The organism is Streptomyces sp. NPDC019443, from assembly GCF_044389785.1.
In the GTDB taxonomy this organism is placed as follows: Bacteria; Actinomycetota; Actinomycetes; order Streptomycetales; family Streptomycetaceae; genus Streptomyces.
The window spans coordinates 199,388-224,143 of the sequence record NZ_JBIRYJ010000006.1 but is presented as its reverse complement, the minus strand read 5'-3'; the positions used below and the strand labels follow the sequence as shown (position 1 = coordinate 224,143).

The following is a 24,756-nucleotide window of genomic DNA, read 5'->3' as shown; positions in this document are numbered from 1 at the left end:
CGGCACGGAAGGCAACCTCGGCGGCCAGGCCCAGGTCCGCGGCGTGTCGGGGGTCTGGAAGGACCTCACGGACAACGTCAACTTCATGGCGTCCAACCTGACGTCCCAGGTGCGGAACATCGCCCAGGTCACCACCGCCGTCGCCAACGGCGACCTCTCCAAGAAGATCACCGTCGACGCCCGCGGCGAGATCCTGGAGCTGAAGGACACCGTCAACACGATGGTGGAGCAGCTGAGCGCCTTCGCCGACGAGGTGACAAGGGTCGCCCGCGAGGTCGGCACGGACGGCCGGCTCGGCGGCCGCGCCCAGGTCCTCGGCGTCACGGGCCTGTGGAAGGACCTCACCGACAACGTCAACTACATGGCCGACAACCTCACTTCCCAGGTGCGGAACATCGCCCAGGTGGCGACGGCCGTGGCCCAGGGCGACCTCTCCAAGAAGATCGACGTGGACGCCCGAGGCGAGATCCTGGAGCTCAAGACCACCATCAACACCATGGTGGACACGCTCTCCTCCTTCTCCTCCGAGGTCACCCGGGTGGCCCGCGAGGTGGGCTCGGAGGGGCAGCTGGGCGGCCAGGCACGCGTCGAGGGCGTGTACGGCACCTGGAAGCGGCTCACCACCAATGTGAACGAGCTCGCGCTCAACCTCACCACCCAGGTCCGCGCCATCGCCGAGGTCGCCTCCGCCGTCGCCCAGGGCGACATGTCGCGCTCCATCACCGTGGAGACGCGGGGTGAGGTCTCCGAGCTCAAGGACAACATCAATCTGATGGTGTCCAACCTCCGCGAGACCACCCGCGCGAAGGACTGGCTGGAGTCGAATCTGGCCCGTCTGGCCGGTCTGATGCAGGGTCACCGCGACCTGATGGAAGTCGCCGACCTGATCCTTCGCGAGCTGACCCCGCTGGTGAACGCGCAGTACGGCGCCTTCTTCCTGGCCGACCCCGACCAGAACGGCACTCCGTCCCGTACGACGTCCACCACCAAGGGACTGGCCTTCATCGCCGGTTACGGCTCCGCGCAGTCCTCCACCGTCGACACCACCGGCATGCCGGGCCACGGCCTGGTCCGGCAGGCCGCCCTGGAGAAGAAGCGGATCCTCCTCGAGGAGGCCCCGCCCGACTACATCAAGATCAACTCAGGGCTCGGCGAGGCGTCCCCCGCCAGCGTCGTCATCATCCCGATCCTCTTCGAGGACCAGCTGCTGGGCGTCATCGAGCTGGCGTCCTTCTCCCGCTTCTCCGACGTCCACCTGGCCTTCTTCGACCAGTTCGTCAACACCATCGGCGTCGCGATCAACACCATCATCGCCAACTCCCGTACGGAGTCGCTGCTCGGCGAGTCCCAGCGGCTCGCGGTCCAGCTCCAGGAGCGCTCCGACGAGCTCCAGCGCCAGCAGGCGGAACTCCAGCGCTCGAACGCGGAGCTGGAGGAGAAGGCGGCTCTGCTCGCGACCTCCTCGCAGTACAAGTCGGAGTTCCTGGCGAACATGTCACACGAGCTGCGCACCCCGCTGAACTCCCTGCTCATCCTGGCCCGGCTGCTCTCCGACAATCCGGACGGCCATCTGTCCGACCAGGAAGTGCAGTTCGCCACCACGATCCACCGCTCGGGCTCCGATCTTCTCCAGCTGATCAACGACATCCTGGACCTGTCGAAGATCGAAGCCGGCCGGATGGACGTACGCCCGAAGAAGCTGCCGCTGATCAAGCTGCTCGACTACGTCCACGCCACCTTCCGCCCGATCACACTGGACCGGGGGCTGGCCTTCGAGGTCGGCGTCGGCGAGGACGTGCCGCGCGAGATGTACTCCGACGAGCAGCGGCTCCAGCAGATCCTGCGCAATCTGCTGTCCAACGCCATAAAGTTCACCTCCTCCGGTCGCGTCGAACTGAGCGTGAACAGGGTCAAGGACCCCGACAACAAGCTACTCAAAGGCACGGACGACCTGATCGCGTTCGCCGTCACCGACACCGGCATCGGCATCGCCCCGGAGAAACTCCCGGTGATCTTCGAGGCATTCCAGCAGGCCGACGGCACCACCAACCGCAAGTACGGCGGCACGGGCCTCGGCCTGTCCATCAGCCGGGAGATCGCGGGGCTGCTCGGCGGCCGCATCATCGCGGAGAGCGAGCCGGGCCGCGGCTCCACATTCACGCTGTACGTGCCCGTCCTCTACCCCGGCCAGGTGGGCGGCGACAGCGACGGCTCGTACGACGGCCATGTACTGCACGGCGTCCATGACATCCACGACATCCATGACGTGCCGCTGACCTCGCCGGAGCGGCACCACGCCGAACATCTTCCGCGCCAGGACGTGGACGACGGCTGGCCGACGACCACCAAGCTGGAGGAGTGGAAGTCGGGCCGTGCGGGCCGCATCCTGTCGGGCCGTCGCGTCCTCATCGTCGACGACGACATCCGCAATGTCTTCGCGCTCACCCATGTGCTGGGCAGGGTGGGCATGCCCGTGCTCTACGCGGAGAACGGCCGTGAGGGCATCGAGACGCTGGAGCGCAACCCCGATGTAGAACTGGTCCTGATGGACATCATGATGCCCGAGATGGACGGGTACGAGACGATCGAGGCGATCCGGCGCAGCCCGCTCTGGACGGCCCTGCCGATTGTCGCCCTCACGGCCAAGGCGATGCCCGGGGACCGCGAGAAGTCGATCGCGCAGGGCGCCAATGACTACGTGCCGAAACCCGTCGACGTGGACCGTCTGCTGACGGTCGTCTGCGCCCTCCTCGACCCCGAGGGCGGGCCGGCCGAACCGGGCGGCCAGGCGTCGGCAGATCCACCCGCAATACCGGGACAGCCAAACGGCGATGCGGAGCCGGCTGTCCCGCCGACCATCACGTGAGGCATACACGATGAGCACAGAGGCGACCACCACCACCGACCGCGCGAGCATCCTCCTCGTGGACGACATGGAGGACAACCTCGTCGCCCTGGAGGCAGTACTGGGGTCCCTCAACGAACCGTTGGTCCGGGCGCGTTCCGGGGAGGAGGCGATGAAGGCACTGCTGCGGCAGAAGTTCGCGGTGGTGCTGCTGGATGTGCGGATGCCGGGCATGGACGGCTTCGAGACGGCGTCGAACATCAAGCGTCTCGACCAGACGAAGGACGTCCCGATCATCTTCCTGACCGGGACGGAGGCGGACAGCGGCTATGCGTTCCGGGGGTACGCGACGGGGGCGGCGGACTATCTGACCAAACCCTTCGACCCTTGGGTGCTGCGGGCGAAGGTGAATGTGTTCCTCGATCTGCACCGCAAGAACCGTCAGTTGGAGCGGCTGCTGGCGAGTGAGCAGGAGCAGCTGGGGCAGATCGCGAAGCGGCTGACGGCGATAGAGACGGAGCTGGGGCGGAGCGGCCCGAGCGATGTGCCGGAGCTGCGGGTGCAGTTGACCCGGATAGAGGAGACGATGAGGGAACTCCTCAATCTCCGGACGGGCTGAGAATCAGCCCGTCCGGAGATTGAGGACCGGGGTACGGGGCGGAGGTACGGGGCGGAGCCCCGGCGGCGCGGGCTACGCCTCGCGGGAGCCCGCGTACATGTCCTCGATCAGGTCCTTGTACTCGCGCTCGACGACCGGCCTCTTCAGCTTGAGGCTGGGCGTCAGTTCGCCGTGCTCGATGTCCAGGTCGCGTGGGAGCAGCCGGAACTTCTTGATCGTCTGCCAGCGCTGCAGCCCCTCGTTGAGCCGCTCCACATAGCCCTCGACGAGCTGCTCGGCCTGCTTGGTGGCCACCACCTCGGCGTACGACTTGCCGTCCAGGCCGTTCTCCTTGGCCCAGCCGAGGATGGTCGGCTCGTCCAGGGCGATCAGCGCGGTGCAGAAGTTACGGTCCGCGCCGTGCACCAGGATGTTGGAGACGAACGGGCACACCGCCTTGAACTGGCCCTCGACCTCCGCCGGCGCGATGTACTTGCCGCCCGACGTCTTGATCAGGTCCTTCTTACGGTCCGTGATCCGCAGATACCCGTCCGCGGACAGCTCGCCGATGTCCCCGGTGTGGAACCACCCGTCGGGCTCCAGGACTTCCGCGGTCTTCTCCGGCAGCCGGTGGTAGCCCTCCATGATGCCGGGGCCGCGCAGCAGGATCTCGCCGTCGTCCGCGATGCGCACCTCGGTGCCGGGCAGCGGCTTGCCGACCGTGCCCGTGCGGTAGGCCTCGCCCGGGTTGACGAACGACGCCGCGCTCGACTCCGTAAGCCCGTAGCCCTCCAGGATGTGGATCCCGGCGCCGGCGAAGAAGTAGCCGATGTCGGGCGCGAGCGCGGCGGACCCGGAGACCGCGGCGCGCAGGTGCCCGCCGAAGGCCTCGCGGAGCTTGGAGTAGACGAGCACGTCGGCGACCTTGTGCTTGGCGGTGAGCCCGAGGGGCGCGGAAGCCGTGCCCGTACGGCGGAAGTTGTCCTGCGCGGCCTTCGCGTACTCGCGCGAGATACCGGCCGCCCACTGGAAGATCTTGTACTTCGCGCCGCCGGCGGCCCGCGCCTTGGCCGCGACACCGTTGTAGACCTTCTCGAAGATGCGCGGCACGGCGGCCATATAGGTCGGCTGCACGACCGGCAGGTTCTCGATGATCTTGTCGACGCGGCCGTCGACGGCGGTGACATGGCCGACCTCGATCTGCCCGGAGGTCAGCACCTTGCCGAAGACGTGGGCGAGTGGCAGCCAGAGGTACTGCACGTCGTCCTTGCTGATCAGCCCGGTCGCGGCGGTGGCCCTGGCCATGTACGACCAGTTGTCGTGCGGCAGCCGTACACCCTTGGGCCGTCCCGTGGTGCCCGAGGTGTAGATGAGCGTCGCCAGCTGGTCGGCGGTGATCGCCGCGACCCGCTCCTTGACGGCTTCGGGGTGCTTGTCGAGATATTGCGCACCGCGGGCCTCAAGATCGGCGAGCGAGAGCACCCATCCCTCGGGGTCGTTCTCGTCCGGCTCCACGCCCGTCATGTCGAAGACGACGACGTGCCTGAGCTCCGGCAGCTCGGCCCGCCGCTCGCGCGCCTTGGCCAGCTGGGTCGCGTCCTCCGCGATCAGCACCCGGCTGTCGGAGTCGGCGAGGATGTACGCCGATTCCTCGGCGTTGGTGGACGGGTAGACGGTCGTGGTCGCGCCGCCCGCGCACATCACGCCGAGGTCGGCGAGGATCCACTCGACCCGGGTGGCGGACGCGAGCGCGACCCGCTCCTCGGGCTGCACGCCGAGATCGATCAGACCGGCGGCGATGGCGTAGACGCGCTCGGCGGCCTGGCCCCAGCTCAGCGACTCCCAGTCGTCGGGCCCGTGACCGGCAGCGGGGGCCACCGGGTAGCGGTAGGCCTCGGCGTCCGGCGTAGCCGCCACGCGTTCGGTGAACAGGGTCGCCACCGAGGGCGGTCGGTTCTCGATCTGGGTCTGTGTGTCGCTCACGACGTCCTCCGGGCCTGCGGCAGCACTGCAACTGGCTGGTTGTTTAACTGGCGAGTAACCATCGAGCCGTGATCAGGGTAGAGCGCACAATGCCGGTGCGTAAGAGGCTGCGGGCTGCCGCTTGATAACGAACGGGCCCTCGCCTCATTGGCCGGAAGCCATGGTCGGTGTATCCCTCATCTATCGGGCGCTGTCTCCGCAGACACGCCAAAAGCGCCCGTCCGGACCCCCGGGCGGGCGCTTTCGCGTGACGTGCGGTGCGTGCGGGACGCGATGCGACGCGACGTGCGGCTACGTCCTAGCCGCGTCTGCGCTACTTCTTCGCCTTGCCGCCGCTCTCGTCGCTGGAGAGCACCGCGATGAAGGCCTCCTGCGGGACCTCCACGCTGCCCACCATCTTCATCCGCTTCTTGCCTTCCTTCTGCTTCTCCAGCAGCTTCCGCTTACGGGAGATGTCACCGCCGTAGCACTTGGCGAGGACGTCCTTGCGGATGGCGCGGATGGTCTCGCGGGCGATGACCCGCGAGCCGATGGCGGCCTGGATGGGCACCTCGAACGCCTGCCGCGGGATGAGCTCCCTGAGCTTGGCCACGAGCCGCACGCCGTACGCGTACGCCGCGTCCTTGTGCGTGACGGCGGAGAAGGCGTCGACCTTGTCGCCGTGCAGCAGGATGTCGACCTTGACCAGGCTGGCCGACTGCTCGCCGGTGGGCTCGTAGTCGAGAGAGGCGTAGCCGCGGGTCTTGGACTTCAGCTGGTCGAAGAAGTCGAAGACGATCTCGGCGAGGGGCAGCGTGTAGCGGATCTCGACCCGGTCCTCGGAGAGGTAGTCCATGCCGAGCAGCGTGCCGCGGCGGGTCTGGCACAGCTCCATGATCGAGCCGATGAACTCGCTCGGCGCGAGGATCGTGGCCCGTACGACCGGCTCGTGCACCTCGGAGATCTTGCCCTCGGGGAACTCGCTCGGATTGGTGACGGTGTGCTCGGCGCCGTCCTCCATGGTCACGCGGTAGACCACGTTGGGGGCGGTGGCGATCAGGTCCAGGCCGAACTCGCGCTCCAGGCGCTCGCGGATGACGTCCAGGTGCAGCAGACCGAGGAAGCCCACGCGGAAGCCGAAGCCGAGGGCCGCGGAGGTCTCCGGCTCGTAGACCAGCGCGGCATCGTTGAGCTGCAGCTTGTCGAGGGCCTCGCGGAGGTCCGGGTACTCCGAGCCGTCCAGCGGATAAAGACCCGAGAACACCATCGGCTTGGGGTCCTTGTAGCCGCCCAGCGCCTGGGTCGCGCCCTTGGTGAAGGAGGTGATCGTGTCACCGACCTTGGACTGCCGGACGTCCTTCACACCCGTGATGATGTAGCCCACCTCGCCGACGCCGAGACCGTCGGCCGGGGTCATCTCCGGGGACGAGACGCCGATCTCCAGCAGCTCGTGGGTGGCGCCGGTGGACATCATGCGGATGCGCTCGCGCTTGTTGAGCTGACCGTCGACGACACGGACGTACGTGACGACACCGCGGTACGAGTCGTAGACCGAGTCGAAGATCATCGCGCGGGCGGGCGCGTCGGCGACACCGACCGGGGCGGGCACGTCGCGGACCACGCGGTCCAGCAGTGCCTCCACGCCGATGCCGGTCTTGGCCGAGACCTTGAGGACGTCCTCCGGCTGGCAGCCGATGAGGTTGGCGAGCTCCTCCGAGAACTTCTCCGGCTGGGCGGCCGGCAGGTCGATCTTGTTGAGGACCGGGACGATCGTGAGCTCGTTCTCCATGGCCAGATAGAGGTTGGCGAGCGTCTGCGCCTCGATGCCCTGGGCGGCGTCAACCAGCAGGACGGTGCCCTCACAGGCCGCGAGCGAGCGGGAGACCTCGTAGGTGAAGTCCACGTGCCCGGGGGTGTCGATCATGTTCAGGATATGAGTCCTGGACTGGTCGGGGCCCGCGGTGGGAGCCCAGGGCAGCCGAACCGCCTGGGACTTGATCGTGATGCCGCGCTCGCGCTCGATGTCCATGCGGTCGAGGTACTGAGCGCGCATCTGCCGCTGCTCGACCACACCGGTCAGCTGGAGCATCCGGTCGGCAAGGGTCGACTTGCCGTGGTCGATGTGCGCGATGATGCAGAAATTGCGGATCAGCGCCGGGTCGGTACGGCTCGGCTCGGGCACGTTGGTAGGAGTCGCGGGCACGCAGGGTCCTGATTCTTGAGACGCCGGGCGTCTCGTCTCGGGCGATGTCGGATCGGGATCGATACGTAGAGCTTCTATGGTCCCACGGCCGCGGGGCAGCGGTCGGTTTGGGCCGCTCGATGGGCGACTGGTAGCCTGGGCAGCTGTGTCTCGTGCCCTCTCATGTACGAGACACACACTCAAAGATCATCGAACCTGAAAAGGCTCTTTCGTGGCGAACATCAAGTCCCAGATCAAGCGGAACAAGACGAACGAGAAGGCGCGCCTGCGCAACAAGGCCGTCAAGTCGTCGCTCAAGACCGCGATCCGCAAGGCCCGTGAGGCTGTCGCCTCGGGCGACGTCGAGAAGGCCAATGTGGCCGTCCGTGAGGCGTCGCAGAAGCTCGACAAGGCCGTCTCCAAGGGTGTCATCCACAAGAACGCCGCCGCCAACAAGAAGTCGGCGCTGGCCTCCAAGGTTGGCTCCCTCAAGGGCTGAACCTCTTGATTGTCGCCGGTAGGGACTCAGCGGGCCCTCTCTTCCGCTCCTGACCCGGCACCCTCAGCGCTGCACGCGGCCTGCGTTCGCCACGCGGGTGCGGCGCACACTGTTTGAACTGTGAGCCCCGGTGGCTGTCCTTCCCCAGGACGGCAACCGGGGCTTTCGGCATTGCGGGGGGGTGCGGGGATCGGGGGGCAGGGCGGGGGCGGCGGGGGATCGGCGGCCGGGCGGGCTCGGCCCGAGCCGGCTCGGCCTGGCTCGGCCCGGGCGGGCTCGGCCCGGGCGGGCTCGGCCCGGGCGGGCTCGGCTCAGCGTCGGGAGCGTGCCGCGCGGGCGATCGCCACGACCGCCTTCTCCAGCGCGTACTCCGGGTCGTCACCCCCGCCCTTCACCCCCGCGTCCGCCTCCGCCACCGCGCGCAGCGCGACCGCCACCCCGTCCGGCGTCCAGCCCCGCATCTGCTGCCGCACCCGGTCGATCTTCCACGGCGGCATGCCCAGCTCACGCGCGAGATCGGCGGGCCGCCCGCCTCGAGCCGACGAGAGCTTGCCGATCGCCCGCACCCCCTGCGCCAGAGCGCTGGTGATCAGGACCGGCGCGACCCCCGTCGACAGCGACCAGCGCAACGCCTCCAGCGCCTCCGCCGCCCGCCCCTCCACGGCACGGTCCGCGACCGTGAAGCTGGAGGCCTCGGCCCGGCCGGTGTAGTACCGCCCGACGACCGCCTCGTCGATCGTGCCCTCGACGTCGGACGCGAGCTGCGAGACCGCGGCGGCCAGCTCTCGCAGATCGCTGCCGATCGAGTCGACCAGGGCCTGGCACGCTTCAGGCGTCGCCGACCTTCCGAGCGCCCGGAACTCGGACCGTACGAAGGTGAGCCGCTCCGCGGGCTTCGTCGTCTTGGGACAGGCGACCTCGCGCGCCCCTGCCTTGCGGGCAGCGTCCAGCAGCCCCTTGCCCTTCGCACCGCCGGGGTGCAGCAGCACAAGGGTGATCTCCTCCGCGGGCGCGTCGAGATACGCCTTGATGTCCTTGATCGTGTCCGCGGACAGGTCCTGAGCGTTCCGCACGACGACGACCTTGCGCTCGGCGAAGAGCGACGGGCTTGTCAGCTCGGCCAGCGTGCCCGGCTGAAGCTGGTCGGCGGTGAGGTCGCGTACGTCCGTGTCCGCGTCGGCGGCCCGGGCGGCCGCCACCACCTGCTGCACGGCACGGTCGAGGAGCAGGTCCTCCTGGCCCACGGCGAGTGTGACGGGGGCGAGGGGATCGTCGGTCGAATTCTTCCTGGTGGCCATCGCGGTCCAGCATCCCACGCGCCACTGACACCGCCCTCTCCGTTCACGGCTCTTCGCGCCAGCCGTCCCACTCACCCGCGAACTCGTCCAGCTTCGCCGGGTCCAGCCGCCCGTCCGGGTCCTCGACGACCAGCAGCCACTGGGCGTCCTCGGCGTCGTCCTCGCCGGCCAGCGCGTCTCGCAGAAGCAGCGGCTCCTCGGCGACACCGAAGCGGTCGCCGAGTGCCCCGGCCGCCTCCTCCGCGGCGTCGCGGTCGGGCAGCACCAGTACATGTCTCACAGCACTCACACGGACATTGTTCAGGTCGCCCTGCCCGGGGCTGTCGGCAGGCGGTCGAGCAGCAGCCCGAAGTGATCGCGATACGCCGCGAGCACCGCGGCGTCGTCGGCCAGCGGCTGCTCATGCCGCTCACCGTGCACGGTGGTGACCAATTTGCGGCCGCTGAGCGTGATCCGTCCCTCGGCGGTGAGCCGGGAGCAGACGACGGACTGAGTGAAGTGCGAGTCGGGCGAAGTGCGGTGCCACCAGGCCCCGGCGCGGAAGTCGTCGAGGACGCGGGGCCGCGTGTCGAGGCGGAACTGTGGCTTGCCGTCGCGGTAGACGTCGAGATCCCCGTACTGAGAGGCCTCGACGATCCGGAACGTGCCTGCCGGGTCCTTCTGATCGCCCCGCTCGTCGAACGCGAGCGGATGGTGGCTGTGGTCGCCGAAGCCGACGTCGGCCAGCCAGGGGCCGGTGGAGTCCACCGTCTCGACGAGCAGGGCGAGATGGTCGTACGGGATGCCGAGCCGGCCCTCGTCGCCGAACACGCGGCCCTGGAGGAGGGTGACGGTGAAGCCGAGGTCGCGCAGCAACGCCGCGAAGGCGCCGTTGAGTTCGTAGCAGAAGCCGCCCCGCCGAGCGTCCACGATCTTGGCGAGGAGCGCCTTCTCCTCCAGCACGATGTCCTCGCCGAGGTGGATGGAGAGGTTCTCGAAGGGCACTGTCCGCAAGTGCCGCAGCTGCAGATCGCGCAGCGCGTCGGCGTCGGCGCGCTCGGGGCGGCTCGCACCGATACGGCGGAGGTAGGCATCCATGGGACGAGTGTGTCCCGAGGGCCGCCCGAGCACCATGGCTCCCTGGTCCTAGGCCTCTCGCCCGAGGCGCGTGGGCGCGGGTGCGACGGGTGCGACGGGTAGGACCGGTGCGACGGGTAGGACCGGTGCGACGGGTGCGACGGTGGGTCCGGGCCTCGCGGGACCGCCCGCAGGGCTCGTCCGCCGCCGGTCACCGCGATCGCCCCGTCCGTGTCGGTACGCAGCACCCCCGCTCCCCCTGCCTTCAGCGCCGCGACCGTACGGGGCGCAGGATGGCCGTACATGTTGCCGCGGCCCGCGGAGATCAGCGCCAGCCGCGGGCGCACGGCGCGCAGCAGGCCGGGGTGCTGGTGGGCGGAGCCGTGGTGCCATACTTTTTCTTAGGGGGTCCTGGCTCAAGATGCATCCGCCATGCCCTGATCAGGTGCGGGCGTGTCCTATCTCCACGCGGTAGAACAACTTGTCGCCGCCCCCACGATGGTGGCCACACCCGCCGCACAGGCCCTCGTCAATGAGGCAACGATCTATCGGGGAGCCCCGCCGCGTCACCGTGCGTCGCGTCAGCCGACGGCAGACTCAGCGGCTGCCAGCGCGAGGTGCCATGGGTACGCGTCCGGTCGGCCCTCGCCTGGCTCGTTCGGGATGAACCCGCCTTCTCCGTAGAGCACTTGCACGCCCATGGCGCGGAGGGTTACGACGCTCTGGTCGAACTGCGTGTGCTTCACGTACGCGGCGTTGACGCACGGCATCGTGATGACGGGGATGCCCTTGCCGGTTCCCTCGGCCACGAATCCGACCACGAATTTCTCCGTGATCCCCAACGCCCATTGATTGATCGTGTTGAAGGTCGCAGGGGCAAGCACGGCAACTTCAGCCGGGGGCCACACGTCGGAGTCCTTGGGCAGCTTGTACCGGCTGCGCACCGGGTGCCCTGTCAGGTCTTCCAGTTCCGGCAATTGGTCGTCCAGCCAGCGGGCGGCGGTGGGCGTCAGTCCCAAACAGACATCCCACCCCGCCGTCTGTGCCTTCTTGATGACACCGGCGACATTGAGCACCGGAGGGGCCGCGCTGCCCAGCAAGTACAGGACTCGGTTCGCAGTCATGGCCGCAGTCCACCTTGGATGTTCCGGCTTCCGCAACCGCAGATGGCTGAGGCGTTGGGGACGGTTCGCCGTTCGCCGTGCTGGTGGGACGGGTAGCGTTTCCGGTGAGCGCGTCACGGAATGGAGCCCGCAATGCCTCTCACCGAAGGTGAGCACACAGGCAGCCGGATCGCGTACCACCGCAAGCGGGCCGGGTTGACCCAACGCGGTCTGGCTCAGAAGATCCCGTACTCGTACAGCCTCCTCACTCAGGTCGAGAGCGGTCACAAGCCTGCGAGTCCTGACCTGGTCGCGACGGTCGCCAAGGTGCTGTGTGTCGACGTCACGTCGCTGACGGGTCAGCCATATGTGACCGAGCTTCAGCAAGATCGTCTGTCAGAGCTGGTCCGACCCATCAGGGAAGCACTAGATCTCTATGACCTGGGGGCAGATCCCGCGATCACACCCCGCCCCACGCCTCAGCTCGTGGCGGCTGCCGAGAACCTGTGCCGATTGGTGCGCGCGACGAAGCTGCATGACGCTGCGCTCGAACTACCTGATGTCATCGCCGAGATCACCACTGCCGCCTACCGCGCGCCGTCTTCAGAAGTCTGGGCCGCGTTGTCCAGTACGTATCGCACTGCTCACGACCTAACGGTGAAACTCGGCTATTACGACTTGTCCACCGTGGCGCTCGATCGCATGGACTGGGCCGCTTCACGTGCTTCCGATCCCTTGCTGGCGGCCGTCCGGCAGTACATGCGGGCGCTGGTGTACTTCCGGGAGGGCGAGTACACCATTGGCCAGCGCCTCATCGTGGCTGGTCAAAACACCTTGAGTCAGGCTCACGCATCTCGGGAGCGCTTCGCCGTGGCGGGTCAGCTCCACCTCGGGGCTTCGATCATCGCCGCTCGCGCTCATGACCACAGTGAGGTCACGGCACAGCTGGCAGAGGCACGCGCGTATGCCTCCCGTGTCGGCGAAGCGTCGGACGTGTTGTGGCTGTCGTTCGGTCCGACCAACGTGAGGGTTCATGCGGTGTCAGCCCACATCGAGATGGGCGAATTCGGCGAAGCACTGCGCCAGGCCGAAGAGGTGCGCATACCGAATGACTGGGCGGTGTCCCGGGCTTCTCACTTTTACGTGGACCGGGCTCGCGTACAGATGGAGGCCGGTCGCACTGAGGCTGCGCTGAAGTCGCTCATCACCGCGCGGCGGTTGGCGCCGCAGCAGACCAGGTATCACGCGGGAGCTCGGGAGACCATCCGTGGTCTGGTGCATATGACTCGGCGTACTCCCGACACTCTTGATCACTTGGCCGCCTGGGTGGGGCTTTAGGACTCTCACACCTGGCCCCCGACTTTCACTGAACTGTGAAAGTCGGGGGCTTTGTGCGTCGCCAGCATGGTTGAACAGCCGGTCTACCGAGCACCGGAACCGAGGTGGGCGACATGCAGGCGAATGAGCAGCCATTGGTACGGCGCTGGACTCGCCATCCTGCAAGCGTTGGAAGAGCGCGTTCCGAATTAAAGAAGGCGCTGACCAAGTGGTGCCTCAACGCGGTCGAAGACGCGGCACTGGTGGTGCTGTCCGAGCTGGTCACCAATGCGGTTCGGCATGCACACGTTTCGCCGGGGCGCGAGATCGAGACGCGGTATCTGCGTGAGGCAGACGGCGTCCGCATCGAGGTTCACGACGCGGCTGACGAACGTCCCGCAGCTCGCGTGCCCGGAGAGTCCGGCGGCTGGGGCCTTGGCCTCGTCGACGAGCTGTCTAACCGGTGGGGTATCGACGACCGGGATGGGGTCGGCAAGTCGGTATGGGCCGTGGTGACTGCCACCGACGGGGATGAGGCGCGATGGCTCGGGTGATGGCGCTGCGGGTGCGGCGCGGGGACTGGGTGAGCGCACACGGACTGTGGCGGGAGGTCAAGGCGATCCGCTCCGACCGGTACGCCGCGGGCGGCCCGCAGGTGGTCCTGGTCTTCAAGGAGGGTCCTGCACTCCGAGTGAATGCGGCCGACGAGCTCACGGTGGATCGCCGTGGCCGGACTGTACGAGACAAGCCGAGAGGAAGGCGTACGTGATGGCGGCAAGGACGGTGTTGCACTTCGTGGACTGGGTGTTGCAGCCCGACGCTTCTGGAAGCGGGCCGGTCTTCGAGGCCGAGTGCACGACGTGCCAGGAGTCGTCAGAAGCGGCTGACGGCAAAGAGCAGCCAGAGGTGTGGTGCCTGCGGCATGCGGGCCGTTCCGGGCACACGGGCTTCCGGGCCGTAATGACAACGTTCTTCCGAGCGACGCGAGCCGAGAGCGGCGGTGCCGACTCATGAAGCAGCGATTATTCGCGTTCGGGATCGTCGTGTTCTGGATCACCGTGTACGTGCCGTTGGCGGTGATCAGCAATCCCTACTCGCCAGGCCTCTAACTTCCGGTCTTCATAAGCCGGTTGCGGGCCGGACCGCCCCTCTCGCCTGGACAGCATGTGGGGCGGCCCGGTTCGGGATGCAGATGCAACCCGGTGCCGATGGTACCGGGGCCGTCGTCGTGCTCACGCCCGATGATCCCCCGATGGTCAGAGTCAAGCCAGTGCACGGGGAAGGGACTTGAGACAGATGCACGACCCAGAGGACGCGGGTTTCGAGGACGAGGCGTTCGACCCTGACGACGTGGTTTGGGTACGTGGGGTGGACTACGTGGCGGGCTGGCGGGACGCGACTGATGCCGGTACGGAGCTGGCGGACGCGTTGGTGGCGGCCGGGTTCGACACGACGGGGCTCGAATGGAGGGCCAAGGCGAATGCGGACGGGTCCGGGGCGGTGCGCTTGGTGATCTCGGCGGCAGCGGCTCATGACGTGGCGGCACTGATGCGGGCCATTGCTCGGCTAGGCAAGGTCGGCTGAGCCAGGGCGGATCTTGAATGGCCGCGGCGGTGTCATCGTCTCGTGGTCGATTCGGGCACGCCAAGATCTCGGCGCATGACACGGCGGAGTTCGGCCACTGCCGAATCAAACCTGTTCTCCAGCTCGCTGTACGCCGGGCTCTCGATCACAGCGCCGTCCACGAGCAGGTCTCTCGTGTGCCTCAAGACCACGAACGCGGCGCGGGCGGCCTCCACGACATCTTGCGGGGCGATGATGGCCAGCTGGTGGCGGATCTCGTACGCCCCGGGCGCCAGAAACAGCTCGCGCACCCTCGTAGGGCGCTCGCTTGCAGGTATGTCTGCCTGCGCGCACTCGTGGAGCGCCGTTCGCATACGCGAGAGTGCAGCGGTGTAGTCGGCGTAGAGCTGCCTCCGCACGTCGAGACTCTGGCCGGCGCGCTCCCTGCGCCACCTGAGCCGATCGGCAATCAACGTCGAACCGACCCCGATCACCGCGCCAAGTGCCGTACTGACTGGCGATATCCACTCCATGGCAGGGGAGCCTAGAACGTCCGTTGCCCGCCGCCCTGCAGGCGTACCTTGGACGTGCTCTGAGCTTGGGAATCACCGCGCCTCTGCGGCCTCTCGCGGACCCTGACCAGGCACGATGAGGGTTGATGCCAGGCTCTGGAACCACGTCCAGCACCCGCTATTATCCGTGGTTTCCCGCCTGTTCGGGCACGCCTCGGGCACGGGGATCAGTTCGGGACGGGAACGGCCACTGGGTCGCCTCCGAGACTCCATGACACCCAAATCTCTCCCGGCAGAGGTGTTGCCAGTGACGCGGCCATGAGAAATTCCACCGACTCACCAGGACGCACAATCGCGTCTTCGGGGAGATTGGATGCGATCGACGGCATGTTGGAGGGATCGACTTGTACCCCAGTTGCTGTGCCGCTCCCGATGTTGCGAAGCAAATAGACATGCTTCCCCCTTCGCTCCAGCATCCACTCAACCGACGATGGACTCGGCTGGGGCGGTGAGCTGGGACGCAGTTCGTGCGTGGCGATCAGTTGTTCCAGCAACTGCTCTACCGCGAAGGCTCGACGCTCCCTGGCTTCGGTCTGACGGTGGGCAAGCTCCATGGTCTCGCGCTGCACACGCGCTTGCTCCTCCTGGTCGGCCTTCGCCTTCCTGCCCTGCAACCATGCCGTAACGGCTACTAGCAGGGCGACCAGGGTGCTGCCCCAGGTTGCGGCATCGCCGACCTCAACTGCCATGTTCACCATGGGGAGGACCCTAGAACTACCGGGCCTGCCCCAGGAGGCAATCGGTTGAAGATGCGTCGTGAGATGAAGTCTCGCTCCATCTGGTGCGCTTGGGGTGCGGTGGTGGCGGATGCACTGAGATGGCGTCTGAGTTGAGCCGGTGGATCGTGGTGCAGCCTCCTGATCCGTAGCTCTAAGTAGATCGGTCATCGACGGGCGCACCGGCCGAGCCTCGGACAAGTGCGGGTGCTGGCGCCCGAGGACGGTCACTGAGGTTGCGGTACTTCGCTGCTGTACTGCTGGCAGGCAAAGCAGGTAACAGTGTTGGGCCAGAGGTTGCCCGACAGGTCTGGTCCAGTGAGAATCAGTGAAGAAGCGAGATCGCACTCCGTGAGACGCTGCATCGCGACGTCTTGAAGGTTGTGCGGCCGGCCCGGGGTTCGCTTGCTCGCTGCACCCGGGCGGCCTGTCATCAACTCCTTCTGTCTGGCCCGGTCAGCCTCGAGGGCTACCGGGCCAGACGCTGACCACGGTGATTATGAGCGATCCGACTTGCACCGTCAGGGCAACCAGAGGCTCGATGCGGCCGACGACCTTAAGGACGTGGGCCAGGCGCCACCGCAAGCGGGGCTTGTGCAGTCCCTCCTCGGTGTCATGCTCGGCGTGCACAGTTCTCCTTCCTACTGAGTTCCCACGCGCCCAATCGCACGCCGCCCCGATGCAGGGGTTGCGCTTCCAGCGATGGAGCGACGAGACCAGTACACGGGCTGCACATTGATCACTCCATCACCTGAACAGACATTCCGAAGAATGCCGAACAATCCACTGACCTGCGCATGCAACATCGACTTCTCCGAACCGCCCCTCTCGGGGCAAAAGTTCCGGAACAATGAGCACCCTCAGAACAATGGGGGTTCTCGTGGCAGGACGCAGGCTCAAAAACTTGCCAGACGACGGGTCGGCCAGGACCCAGCTCGCGCAGCGTCTGCGAATGCTGAAGGAACGGGCCGGAGACCCGACCTACGAGGAGATCGGCAAGCGCACGGGCTATTCCCGCACGGCCCTGTCCGGACTTTTTAATGGCCAGTTACCCAGCCGGGAACTTCTTCGCGACGTTGTCCAAGGACTTGGCGGGAACCCTGAGCAATACCTCCGCCTGCTTGATCAGGCCCAGAGCGAGACCGAGCCCAACCCCGGCCCAGCCGAAGATCTTCAGCAGGCTCGTGACGAAATTGCGGCACTGAAGCTAGCGATCGCAAACCCTGATTCCGTCGCCTACTGGGCAGGGCGGAAGATGACCGCAGCAAAAGACGAAGCCGCAAAAGCAGCAAGATTGCAGAGCGAAGTGTTAGAAATCCTCACGCGCGCACAAGGAGAGATCCGCCATCTATTTGATAGACAGAAAGACACTGAACAGAAATGCGATGAGATGATCAGAAACGCGACGACGCAGGCCACGCTGACGGAGGAACATGCGCAAGTGGTGGCCACGGGGACGATCCGGGGAGCCGAAGCCACAGCAGTTCGCATGGTCGAAGCCGCTCGCGACGTAGCGGACCGCATCAATTCCGACGCCCGTATGCACGCCTCCAGCTTGCATACGCGGGCCGGTGAGCAAGTTGACGCGCTGCTCAGGGAAGCGGATGCAGTGGCTGCTGATGCACGGCGCGAAGCTGATCGACTCAAGGCGCGTGCCCGTATTGAGATTCAGAGGATGGTTCGAGAAACGCAGGATGCACTCAACCGGGTGGGTCATCCGCAAAGTGCACAGATGCTGGAGCAGTTGTTGACCGACTTTGCGATTGGTGACGTGCATCCCGAGGATGGCCAGACTGGTCGTCATCGGCGTAGAGCAATTCCGTCCCCGTCAGCTCGCCCGGAACTAACTGCCTGACCACTTGGCCGAGTCGGAGCCACTGGCACACGCCTCCCCCAGCAACCATCTGCCTCGCTCCCATCCCGTCTGCCGTCGGCCCACACACCGTGGAGCGGGCGTGGTTCAGGGCGTCAAGGTGGAGCGCGCCACTGTACGAACGACCTTGACGCCCTGGGCCGCGGCTGCTCGGCTCTGCCTGGGTCGATGGCGGACGGGATGGGAGCCCCCCCACGCACGCCCTCCACGGGCCGGCACTCGCCTACGGAGCTCCGTCCATCCCGGAGTCGGAGCGCCCCCGCCGGAGGCATGTTCTGAGGTGTGGATTCGATCGCCGAGTCACTGATCGGCCTGCCAGGTCTCGGCCCGCAGCATCCGGCAGGCCTCAACAGTGGCGCACCTGCTTTTTGAGTACAAAGCGTCTTGCCGTCTGTACGCGCGCACCCCTGCTGCCTGGCCATGCGATGGTGCTCGACCAGGTGAGGTCTGGCATGCGGATGGGCGAGGTGTCAGGTTCGGTCCGGTGCATCGGCCCTTGGCGGCCAGAGTCTGAAACGGTGATCACCTTGGGGCAATGTGGTGGCGCGGGGCCGGGGCCGGGGCGGCGCGGGCCGAAGGCATGAGCGCAGCCCCGAGTCCCGAGCCCGGCGCCGGCCCGCTGTGCGGGCTGGTGGTCTGTGGATCTCCGGTGCGGCGGCTAGGACGCCGTGGGTCAGCGCTCCGGATGGCCGAAGGCCAAGATCCCCTCGCCCGGCCCCGCGAAGCCATGGACCGTGGACCGGGGCTGAGGCGCCTTCGCTGAGGCCGGGGCGCGTGGGGGAGTTGCGGTCCCGGGGGCGGGGTGGTTGTGTTCTTTTCCCCTCAAGTGCGCCACGGCTGAGGCCTGCCGGATGCTGCGGGCTGTGACCTGCCGTGCCGTATCCCCCGCCCAACGGGCGGGGGCTTGAGTAAGTGAAGAGGGTTTGGACCGATCCCGGGCTGTCAGTTGCGGACGGCGCGGAGCGCGCGGGGGCTGTCGGCGGTGATGCGGTACGACAGTTGGGCTTGGCTGCCGCTGGTGCGGAGCTCTTCGAGGATGAGGGGCTGTTGGTCGGTGCCGTGGGTGACGCGCATCGTGTGGATGACCGGTGTGGCGTCGGGGAGTTCCAGGGCGGTGCGCTCGTCGGCTTGTGGCATGCGGGCGCGCACGGTTTCGGACCAGGTGAGTTTGTGGCCGGCCGCGGTGAGGACGGTGTAGATCTCCTCCACCGAGGCGTCCGGGGCTTCGGCGAGGGGTGGCACGTTCTCGGCGGTGGCGAAGGGGATCAGCAAGCGGTGCAGTGCCCGGGTCTGGGTGACCTGGTGGACCAGCACGCGGTCGACGCCGAAGAGTGCTTCGCCTTCGCCGAGTTCGAGCAGTGAGCCGGTCGCATCGGTGGTCTCGGTCCGGTAGACGGTCGGCTCGTGCGCCTGGGTCCACTCGGCGAGTTCGGGCGCGTACGCCTTTCCACTGCGGTAGATGGTCCGCTCGATCGTGAGCGGCGGTGTCGGCGTGCCCTTCACGAAGCTGCCTTTGCCGTGCCGCACCTCGATGAGCCCTTCGGACCGTAGCGCCGCAATCGCGTTGCGGACGGTCGGGCGGCTGACCTCGTAGCGCCCGATGAGCTGGGCCTCGGAGGGGAGCGGACTGCCGGGCGGGAAGTCGCCGTCCGCCATGCCTTGCCTGATCGCGGCGGCGACCTGCTGGTACAGCGGTCCGGGGCGCTCGATGCCTGCCATGTCTGTGGCCTCCGCTCAGGGCGCGGGTCGGGTAGCGGGCGGTTGACGCCCGTCGTGTTACGTCACTCGTCAGCATAAGTGCTTGCCATCTCACGTCAAGCCATGCATGGTTGTCACTCGTAAGCACGAGTGACGTCAGGTGAATGCCTGGCGCCTGGATGGCCAAGGAGGCCAACTACCCATGCAGTCCATACCTGTGGACACATCCCGGCTCGGCGTACTGCGGTGCGCTGTCGAGCCGGAAGCGAAGGTCAGCAACTTCGAGACGAAGGAGGTGAAGAAGGACCGGGACGGCAACACGATCTACACCGTGGGCGTCATGGTCCGGCAGGAGGGGCGCCGGGTGTCGGTGATCGAGATTTCGGTGACCGGGGAACCGAAGGACGTCACGGAGGGCACGGAGGTCAGGGTCACGGGCCTGGAGGCGTTTGCGTGGGCGATGGGCGACCGTCACGGGATCAGCTTCCGTGCTGCCGCCATTACGCCCGTACCGGCCGCGGGCGGGAACACAACCGCCTCTGCCAGTAAGGCGGGTGGCGCCTGATGCAACCGATCCTGCTCGCGTTCGCGCTCGCCGCACTCGCCTGGCTGCTACTTGCCGGGTCCGCGCTGCGGGAGCGGCACCCGGTGTGTTTCTGGTACCTGACGGGCTACCCGGTCACCGCTGTGCGGGTGCTGGTCACCTGGCGCAGGGTCGCGCAGTTCAACGGTCTCACCGTCACCTACAAACCCGCCCGCCGGATCGTGGGCGACCTGGAGGTGCGGGGCGAGCCGGTGCGCCCCAGGGCCCCGCGCATCTCCTTCCCCCGTGCCACACCGACCGGCCTGAGCCTGGTGGTGCGGCTGCATCCGGGGCAGACGCCAGGGCCGTTCATCGCCGCGGCCGACGCTCTGATGCACGCCTGGCGTGTGCATGGAGTCCGGGTGACCTCCCCTGAGCGGGGAACCGTGTTGATCACGGCGACTGCCCGGGATCCGCTGGAGCGACCCGGCCTGGCCTCTGCCCCGGCCGAACTCCTCTGCGCGCTGGTCGGAGCGCTGGAGTCCGGCGGAGCGTGGGTGATGGACCTGCGGCAGATTCCCCATTGGCTGATCACCGGGGCGACCCAGTCAGGCAAATCCACGCTCCTGGCCCGGCTGGTGTGCCAACTCGCCCCGCAGCCGGTCGCGCTGGTCGGCATCGACTGCAAGGGCGGCATGGAGCTCGGTCTATTCGGCGATCGCTTGACCGCGCTGACCTCCAGCCGACGTGAGGCGGTGGCCGTTCTCGGCGCGCTCGTGGTCGAGATCCAGGACCGGATGCGCATCTGCCGTGCAGCCGGGGCACGCTCGATCTGGGAACTGCCCCACACGCGGCGACCGGTGCCTGTCGTGGTCATCGTCGATGAGCTCGCCGAGCTCTATCTGACGGATGGCACGCGGGAGGGGAAGGCGGAGGCGGAGCAGTGTTCCACCTACCTCCTGCGCCTGGGACAGCTCGGTGCGGCCCTCGCCGTGCATCTCGTGGTCGCCGGGCAACGCGTCGGCTCCGACCTCGGGCCGGGAGTGACCGCGCTGCGCGCTCAGCTGGCGGGACGGATCTGTCACCGGGTCAACGATCCCGGTACGGCGGAAATGACGCTGGGCGACCTCCATAAGGACGCCGTCGCCGTCGCACAGTCCATCACTTCCCACGAGAAAGGTGTGGCCGTGTGCACGGGGGCCGAAGGGGGTTGGGACCGGGCCCGCTCCCACCTCACCGCGACCGAGGAGGCCCGGAAAACCGCCGCCGCCTACGCAGGCATGACCCCCGAACTGCCCGCCGTCACCGCTGCCTTGAAGGCCTCGGCAAGGGGTGAGAGCGCATGACTGAGGAAGCGGCAATTCCCTTCGCGCTGATCTTCGGGATCATCACTGTCCTCCTGGTCCGCTCCCGTGACGTGAAGGCGTGGGAGGCCGTCATGGTCGGCCTGTTCGGGCTCTACCTGGGACAGACCCCGGTCATCTTCACCGTGGATGGCCTCGTCACCTTGTTCCTTTCCGGATTCACCCACACCTGACAGGGAGTCGTATGCCGATGCGCCGCGTGCGCTGCCCCGTCTGCAAGGGCGAGCGCTACCGCAAGACCCGCACCGGACACCGGCGCCGCTGCCGCTGCTGTCGAGGCACCGGAACCATCCGCTAACCCACCCGCCAGCCAACGCACCGACCAACAAGGGGTGATCGCCATGGACACAACCCACCCACCATCCGTCCGTGCCGCTGCGGCGGCCCAGCAAGGGAGGTCCCCACCATCACCGCCGAGATCACCTCGGCTGACAGACGCGCCGTGCTCGACCGCGTGGCGCGTCTGCGTCAGCTCACCGAAGTCGACCAAGACGTCATCCGCCTCGCCCAAGACCCGCAGTTCGCCCGCTGGCTGGAACAGATCACCGCCACCGGTGGCTGCGCCCACCCGATCCACCTCACCGGCGCAACCACCGTCCGAGACACCCACAGCGGCGAAATCCTGCACCACTACGACACAACCGCAGAACCCGGCGAACGCCTCCTCGTCCGCTGCCGCAACCGGCGCGCCACCGTGTGTGAACCCTGCTCCCGCCTCCACGCCGGAGACACCTTCCACCTGGTACGGGCCGGACTCGTCGGTGGCAAGAGCGTCCCCGCCGACGTACGCGAACATCCGCGGCTCTTCGTCACCCTCACCGCTCCCGGCTTCGGCCCGGTCCACCACATCACCACCGAGGCAGAACGCTGCCGCCCCCGCCGGAACGCCGGACACTGCGAACACGGCCGATCCCTCAGCTGCCCTGCCCGTCACACCGACACAGATCCGCTCGTCGGTCAGCCGCTATGTCCCGACTGCTACGACTACTCGGGACACGTCCTGTGGCATGCCCACACCGGGGAGCTATGGGCGCGCTTCACGCGTGGCGTCCGCCGCGCCCTGGCCTCGGCTGCCAGGATCGTCCAGAGCCGCTTCCCCGACCACGCCCGGCTCTCCTTCGCCAAAGTCGCCGAGTATCAGAGGCGAGCGGCCATCCATGTTCACGCTGTGGTACGCCTGGACGGCCCGGCCAGTCCCCACGACCCGTCCCCGCCCTGGGCAACCGCCGAGGCCCTCACCGCTGCCGTACGCGCTGCCGCACGCGCCGTCACTGTCCACACCCCGTACAGCCCGGCCACAGGTGAACACACCCTGCGGTGGGGTGCTCAGCTCGACGCCCGGCCGCTGCGTTCCTTCGGCAACGGTGATGGGCTGGCAGATGACGCGGTCGCCGCGTACGTAGCCAAGTACGTCACCAAAGGAGCGGCCGACACAGCCGCCGGCACCGACTACCGACTGACCTGCGCTGAAGACATAGGCACCGCTCAAGTCACTCCCCACGTGCGATCCCTCATGCGCGCCTGCTGGCGTCTCGGCGGCCTGCCGGAATTCGAGTCCCTACGGCTACGGGCCTGGGCCCACACCCTCGGCTACCGCGGCCACATCCTCACCAAATCACGCGCCTACTCCACCACCTACGCCACCCTGCGCGCTGAACGGGCCGAGCATCTACGCGCCAGTGCTGGGGTGGCTGGTGATCCGAACGCAGTCACCGACGCGGCCTGGCGCTACGTGGGTCGGGCCACACCTCCGGCGCTGCCCTTATAGCTGTCGGAATCGCGGAAGACCTCGCGCGAAACCGGGAGATTGCGCGTGAGGAGTCTATTCATGGCGACTCCTGACTGCAGTCGCGGCAGACGGAAAAACGTCATGAGCGATGAGGAATGGGTAGAGCTGCATGCGCGGCGTGCGTCTGATCTCAGCGCACGGCAAAGAGCGATGCTGCGCAGGGTGAAACGTGATCTGCGCAGAATCGCCCAGGGAGACTAGGCTAGCCAGTCCCGGAGCTCATCGCGGTACTACGACCGCCTCCGGAGCCCCACCCGGCCCACTCCCATGATCTGGTGCATCATTCCAATACCTAAGGCGAAGCTGGCTGCCTTGCCATTAGCTGAGCGTATGATATCTCCCTCCGGCCACTCCACACATATATCAGCCCGTACCTGTCTGACTCTTTGAGCCATTCAGAGGCTGTAGGCTCTCGTCGGTCACCTTTCGGTGCCAACAGTATCTGCGTAGTGAATGCGGGTTCTTCGTTCGTACCAAGCATCCACCACTGCGTCAAACGCCTAGGTCGCCGGGTGAAATTGAGGATCTCGTTGCTGTATTTTAGTGGCGTATTGTACTCAATGTATTCAGACCCAGCTCTCGTTCCCGCATTTCTCCAGACCCAGGCGGGCACGCTCCTCTTATCACTCTCCCATGAAAGCTTTCTCCAATGAATTGGGTCCCCTGCCAGCTTCGTCCTGTCTTTCCTTAGCACATAGCCTTCGCCGTATGCGTATACTGAATCGAAGAATCCTTTCTCGGCAGGCATTTCAATCAACCTCTGTTCGGTGAGGCCGTCTCCTGGCTCCAGGTAGGTGTAATCCGGCTCCTGGATCATTCCTTGGCTGATTACATATTCTGTCCGCCCGCGCGTGTAGTCATGTAGATCCATTTCTCCCGTGCCTACCACGTTCTTCTGCCACTCTTCCAGGCTCTGCAATTTCTGGTGGGCGGAATCCCAACTGACGCCCACAACGTGGTAGTAAGCTCCTACGACCCAGACGGCCACCTTGCCAGTATTCTTGAAACGCACGGTCACCGGAAGGTGGATGGTTCCGGCTGTTGGATCAAGGTGTGGCGTGCCGAACTCCGACTCCGCTAAAACAATGGGGGGAGACGCGTATGGCTGGTATATCTGCGTGTACACAAAATTGCCGATAGCTACGATGGCCCCGATGGACAAGGCGGCTGCGAACTTTCTCCGGTGAGGAATCTCCTTCCATATTCGCTGGTGGTAGATGAGTTCCCAAAGGGCCCACGCCGCCCATAGGGTGAGGCTCAGCCACATCCATAGCCAGTGAGTATATTCACGGCCCAGGATCTGCACGCACAGCAAAATGATATTCATCGTGAGCACAGTCAGGACGCCCAATAGGATTACCGGGCCTGAGAATTTCAATCGACGCCTCAGCCCGTAGTCGGTGAGAACTACGACAGCTGCCGTTAGCGCGATGAATGCCACGGCAAGGAGCAAAGCCCCGGCGATGCGTCCGGCATAGGTGAGCGCCTCGCTGACATCCTTCGCGCCAATGAAGCCGAAGAATGAAGCAGCCATTACAAGTCCGGCGGTCAACGCAATTGCGGTGACCCACCTTCTCCAGCGACTCTCACCGCTGGGACCTGTGCTAGACGGCCCCCACGCCCTGCTTCCCCCACCGCGCCATTCGATCTGATTCGGGTTGTGCACGTCATCCGAGAGGCCATTGTCGCGCAGGAACTCGCTCAGTTCTTCACGTGACCGCACCTGCTGCCGATGCATTCCGAGGGTTACTTGGCGTGCACCGTCCTCGTCTGGTGGATGCACCACTGCCCTCATGCT

Annotated in this window: 21 protein-coding genes and 2 pseudogenes; 12 read left to right on the top strand and 11 right to left on the bottom strand. The window is 66.7% G+C overall.

Annotated elements, in window-relative coordinates:
- Positions 1–2,866: ATP-binding protein (locus tag ACH492_RS21100; RefSeq protein ID WP_398988696.1), on the top strand; the 2,866-nt coding region annotated here is incomplete at its 5' end.
- A gap of 10 nt (positions 2,867–2,876) precedes the next feature.
- Positions 2,877–3,464, top strand: a complete 588-nt coding sequence (locus ACH492_RS21095; RefSeq protein WP_398988694.1) for a two-component system response regulator — start codon at positions 2,877–2,879, stop codon at positions 3,462–3,464.
- A 72-nt stretch (positions 3,465–3,536) separates the two neighbouring features.
- Here the strand turns inward: ACH492_RS21095 and ACH492_RS21090 are convergent, their stop codons facing one another.
- Together ACH492_RS21090 and lepA are read right to left on the bottom strand one after the other, a co-directional pair.
- A complete protein-coding gene (locus ACH492_RS21090) occupies positions 3,537–5,426 on the bottom strand; it encodes an AMP-dependent synthetase/ligase (RefSeq protein WP_398988692.1) in 1,890 nt (629 codons plus the stop codon).
- Positions 5,427–5,739: 313 nt separating this feature from the next.
- A complete protein-coding gene (gene lepA / locus ACH492_RS21085) occupies positions 5,740–7,608 on the bottom strand; it encodes a translation elongation factor 4 (protein ID WP_398988690.1) in 1,869 nt (622 codons plus the stop codon).
- Between the two features lie 211 nt (positions 7,609–7,819).
- Between lepA and rpsT the strand changes: the two genes are divergently transcribed.
- Positions 7,820–8,086: a 30S ribosomal protein S20 gene (gene rpsT, locus ACH492_RS21080; protein WP_307663582.1), complete on the top strand. Its 267-nt coding sequence runs from the start codon at positions 7,820–7,822 to the stop codon at positions 8,084–8,086.
- A gap of 311 nt (positions 8,087–8,397) precedes the next feature.
- Here the strand turns inward: rpsT and holA are convergent, their stop codons facing one another.
- The 5 genes and pseudogenes from holA to ACH492_RS21055 form a co-directional block, all read right to left on the bottom strand.
- Positions 8,398–9,384: a DNA polymerase III subunit delta gene (gene holA / locus ACH492_RS21075; protein WP_398988688.1), complete on the bottom strand. Its 987-nt coding sequence runs from the start codon at positions 9,382–9,384 to the stop codon at positions 8,398–8,400.
- A gap of 43 nt (positions 9,385–9,427) precedes the next feature.
- Positions 9,428–9,673, bottom strand: coding sequence for a hypothetical protein (locus ACH492_RS21070; RefSeq protein ID WP_398988686.1), 246 nt, complete (start codon positions 9,671–9,673; stop codon positions 9,428–9,430).
- 11 nt (positions 9,674–9,684) lie between these two features.
- Positions 9,685–10,461: an arylamine N-acetyltransferase gene (locus ACH492_RS21065; RefSeq protein ID WP_398988684.1), complete on the bottom strand. Its 777-nt coding sequence runs from the start codon at positions 10,459–10,461 to the stop codon at positions 9,685–9,687.
- Between the two features lie 155 nt (positions 10,462–10,616).
- Positions 10,617–10,838, bottom strand: a pseudogene (locus ACH492_RS21060) (hypothetical protein); the annotation flags it as partial.
- A gap of 183 nt (positions 10,839–11,021) precedes the next feature.
- Entirely contained in the window at positions 11,022–11,564 is a 543-nt protein-coding gene (locus tag ACH492_RS21055; RefSeq protein ID WP_398988682.1) for a flavoprotein, read from the bottom strand.
- Between the two features lie 132 nt (positions 11,565–11,696).
- On the opposite strand from ACH492_RS21055, the gene ACH492_RS21050 reads away from it, so the two are divergent.
- The 4 genes from ACH492_RS21050 to ACH492_RS21035 all read left to right on the top strand — a co-directional run bounded on the left by ACH492_RS21050 (position 11,697) and on the right by ACH492_RS21035 (position 14,444).
- On the top strand, positions 11,697–12,881 hold the full coding sequence (locus ACH492_RS21050) for a helix-turn-helix domain-containing protein (RefSeq protein WP_398988681.1): 1,185 nt from the start codon (positions 11,697–11,699) through the stop codon (positions 12,879–12,881).
- A gap of 113 nt (positions 12,882–12,994) precedes the next feature.
- Positions 12,995–13,414: an ATP-binding protein gene (locus tag ACH492_RS21045; protein ID WP_398988679.1), complete on the top strand. Its 420-nt coding sequence runs from the start codon at positions 12,995–12,997 to the stop codon at positions 13,412–13,414.
- Positions 13,402–13,629, top strand: coding sequence for a hypothetical protein (locus ACH492_RS21040; protein WP_398988677.1), 228 nt, complete (start codon positions 13,402–13,404; stop codon positions 13,627–13,629). Before ACH492_RS21045 ends, ACH492_RS21040 begins: the two co-directional genes overlap by 13 nt.
- Before the next feature lie 527 nt (positions 13,630–14,156).
- Positions 14,157–14,444 (top strand): hypothetical protein, encoded by a 288-nt coding sequence (locus ACH492_RS21035; protein WP_398988675.1) that lies wholly within the window; start codon positions 14,157–14,159, stop codon positions 14,442–14,444.
- A 32-nt stretch (positions 14,445–14,476) separates the two neighbouring features.
- Here ACH492_RS21035 and ACH492_RS21030 read toward each other — a convergent pair whose 3' ends face one another.
- Positions 14,477–14,956 (bottom strand): hypothetical protein, encoded by a 480-nt coding sequence (locus tag ACH492_RS21030; RefSeq protein ID WP_398988673.1) that lies wholly within the window; start codon positions 14,954–14,956, stop codon positions 14,477–14,479.
- A 206-nt stretch (positions 14,957–15,162) separates the two neighbouring features.
- Positions 15,163–15,693 (bottom strand): hypothetical protein, encoded by a 531-nt coding sequence (locus ACH492_RS21025; RefSeq protein WP_398988671.1) that lies wholly within the window; start codon positions 15,691–15,693, stop codon positions 15,163–15,165.
- A gap of 868 nt (positions 15,694–16,561) precedes the next feature.
- On the opposite strand from ACH492_RS21025, the gene ACH492_RS21020 reads away from it, so the two are divergent.
- On the top strand, positions 16,562–17,566 hold the full coding sequence (locus ACH492_RS21020) for a helix-turn-helix domain-containing protein (protein ID WP_398988669.1): 1,005 nt from the start codon (positions 16,562–16,564) through the stop codon (positions 17,564–17,566).
- Between the two features lie 960 nt (positions 17,567–18,526).
- Here ACH492_RS21020 and ACH492_RS21015 read toward each other — a convergent pair.
- Positions 18,527–19,303: a GntR family transcriptional regulator gene (locus ACH492_RS21015; RefSeq protein WP_398988667.1), complete on the bottom strand. Its 777-nt coding sequence runs from the start codon at positions 19,301–19,303 to the stop codon at positions 18,527–18,529.
- 181 nt (positions 19,304–19,484) lie between these two features.
- Between ACH492_RS21015 and ACH492_RS21010 the strand changes: the two genes are divergently transcribed.
- The 4 genes and pseudogenes from ACH492_RS21010 to ACH492_RS20995 all read left to right on the top strand — a co-directional run bounded on the left by ACH492_RS21010 (position 19,485) and on the right by ACH492_RS20995 (position 23,011).
- Positions 19,485–19,847 (top strand): hypothetical protein, encoded by a 363-nt coding sequence (locus ACH492_RS21010; RefSeq protein ID WP_398988665.1) that lies wholly within the window; start codon positions 19,485–19,487, stop codon positions 19,845–19,847.
- Complete coding sequence (locus ACH492_RS21005; protein ID WP_398988663.1) at positions 19,847–21,151, top strand: FtsK/SpoIIIE domain-containing protein; 1,305 nt, start codon at positions 19,847–19,849, stop codon at positions 21,149–21,151. The genes ACH492_RS21010 and ACH492_RS21005 overlap by 1 nt, the downstream gene beginning before the upstream one ends.
- Entirely contained in the window at positions 21,148–21,342 is a 195-nt protein-coding gene (locus ACH492_RS21000) for a hypothetical protein (RefSeq protein WP_398988660.1), read from the top strand. The genes ACH492_RS21005 and ACH492_RS21000 overlap by 4 nt, the downstream gene beginning before the upstream one ends.
- A 269-nt stretch (positions 21,343–21,611) precedes the next feature.
- Positions 21,612–23,011: pseudogene (locus tag ACH492_RS20995) on the top strand (replication initiator).
- A 239-nt stretch (positions 23,012–23,250) separates the two neighbouring features.
- On the opposite strand, the gene ACH492_RS20990 reads toward ACH492_RS20995, so the two are convergent.
- Positions 23,251–24,753 carry a hypothetical protein gene (locus ACH492_RS20990; protein ID WP_398988658.1) on the bottom strand — a complete coding sequence of 501 codons (1,503 nt, stop codon included), beginning with the start codon at positions 24,751–24,753 and terminating at the stop codon, positions 23,251–23,253.
- Between the last annotated feature and the right edge of the window lie 3 nt (positions 24,754–24,756).

Bases quoted from the DNA above. Each gene is read 5' to 3' on its own strand.
- ACH492_RS21020 (WP_398988669.1), top strand. From the start codon at position 16,562: ATGAGCACCCTCAGAACAATGGGGGTTCTCGTGGCAGGACGCAGGCTC.
- ACH492_RS20990 (WP_398988658.1), bottom strand. From the start codon at position 24,753: ATGAGGGCAGTGGTGCATCCACCAGACGAGGACGGTGCACGCCAAGTA.
- ACH492_RS21095 (WP_398988694.1), top strand. From the start codon at position 2,877: ATGAGCACAGAGGCGACCACCACCACCGACCGCGCGAGCATCCTCCTC.
- ACH492_RS21005 (WP_398988663.1), top strand. From the start codon at position 19,847: ATGCAACCGATCCTGCTCGCGTTCGCGCTCGCCGCACTCGCCTGGCTG.
- ACH492_RS21050 (WP_398988681.1), top strand. From the start codon at position 11,697: ATGCCTCTCACCGAAGGTGAGCACACAGGCAGCCGGATCGCGTACCAC.
- ACH492_RS21045 (WP_398988679.1), top strand. From the start codon at position 12,995: ATGCAGGCGAATGAGCAGCCATTGGTACGGCGCTGGACTCGCCATCCT.
- ACH492_RS21055 (WP_398988682.1), bottom strand. From the start codon at position 11,564: ATGACTGCGAACCGAGTCCTGTACTTGCTGGGCAGCGCGGCCCCTCCG.
- ACH492_RS21030 (WP_398988673.1), bottom strand. From the start codon at position 14,956: ATGGAGTGGATATCGCCAGTCAGTACGGCACTTGGCGCGGTGATCGGG.
- ACH492_RS21015 (WP_398988667.1), bottom strand. From the start codon at position 19,303: ATGGCAGGCATCGAGCGCCCCGGACCGCTGTACCAGCAGGTCGCCGCC.
- ACH492_RS21035 (WP_398988675.1), top strand. From the start codon at position 14,157: ATGCACGACCCAGAGGACGCGGGTTTCGAGGACGAGGCGTTCGACCCT.
- ACH492_RS21040 (WP_398988677.1), top strand. From the start codon at position 13,402: ATGGCTCGGGTGATGGCGCTGCGGGTGCGGCGCGGGGACTGGGTGAGC.
- holA (WP_398988688.1), bottom strand. From the start codon at position 9,384: ATGGCCACCAGGAAGAATTCGACCGACGATCCCCTCGCCCCCGTCACA.
- ACH492_RS21010 (WP_398988665.1), top strand. From the start codon at position 19,485: ATGCAGTCCATACCTGTGGACACATCCCGGCTCGGCGTACTGCGGTGC.
- ACH492_RS21000 (WP_398988660.1), top strand. From the start codon at position 21,148: ATGACTGAGGAAGCGGCAATTCCCTTCGCGCTGATCTTCGGGATCATC.
- ACH492_RS21065 (WP_398988684.1), bottom strand. From the start codon at position 10,461: ATGGATGCCTACCTCCGCCGTATCGGTGCGAGCCGCCCCGAGCGCGCC.
- ACH492_RS21025 (WP_398988671.1), bottom strand. From the start codon at position 15,693: ATGGTGAACATGGCAGTTGAGGTCGGCGATGCCGCAACCTGGGGCAGC.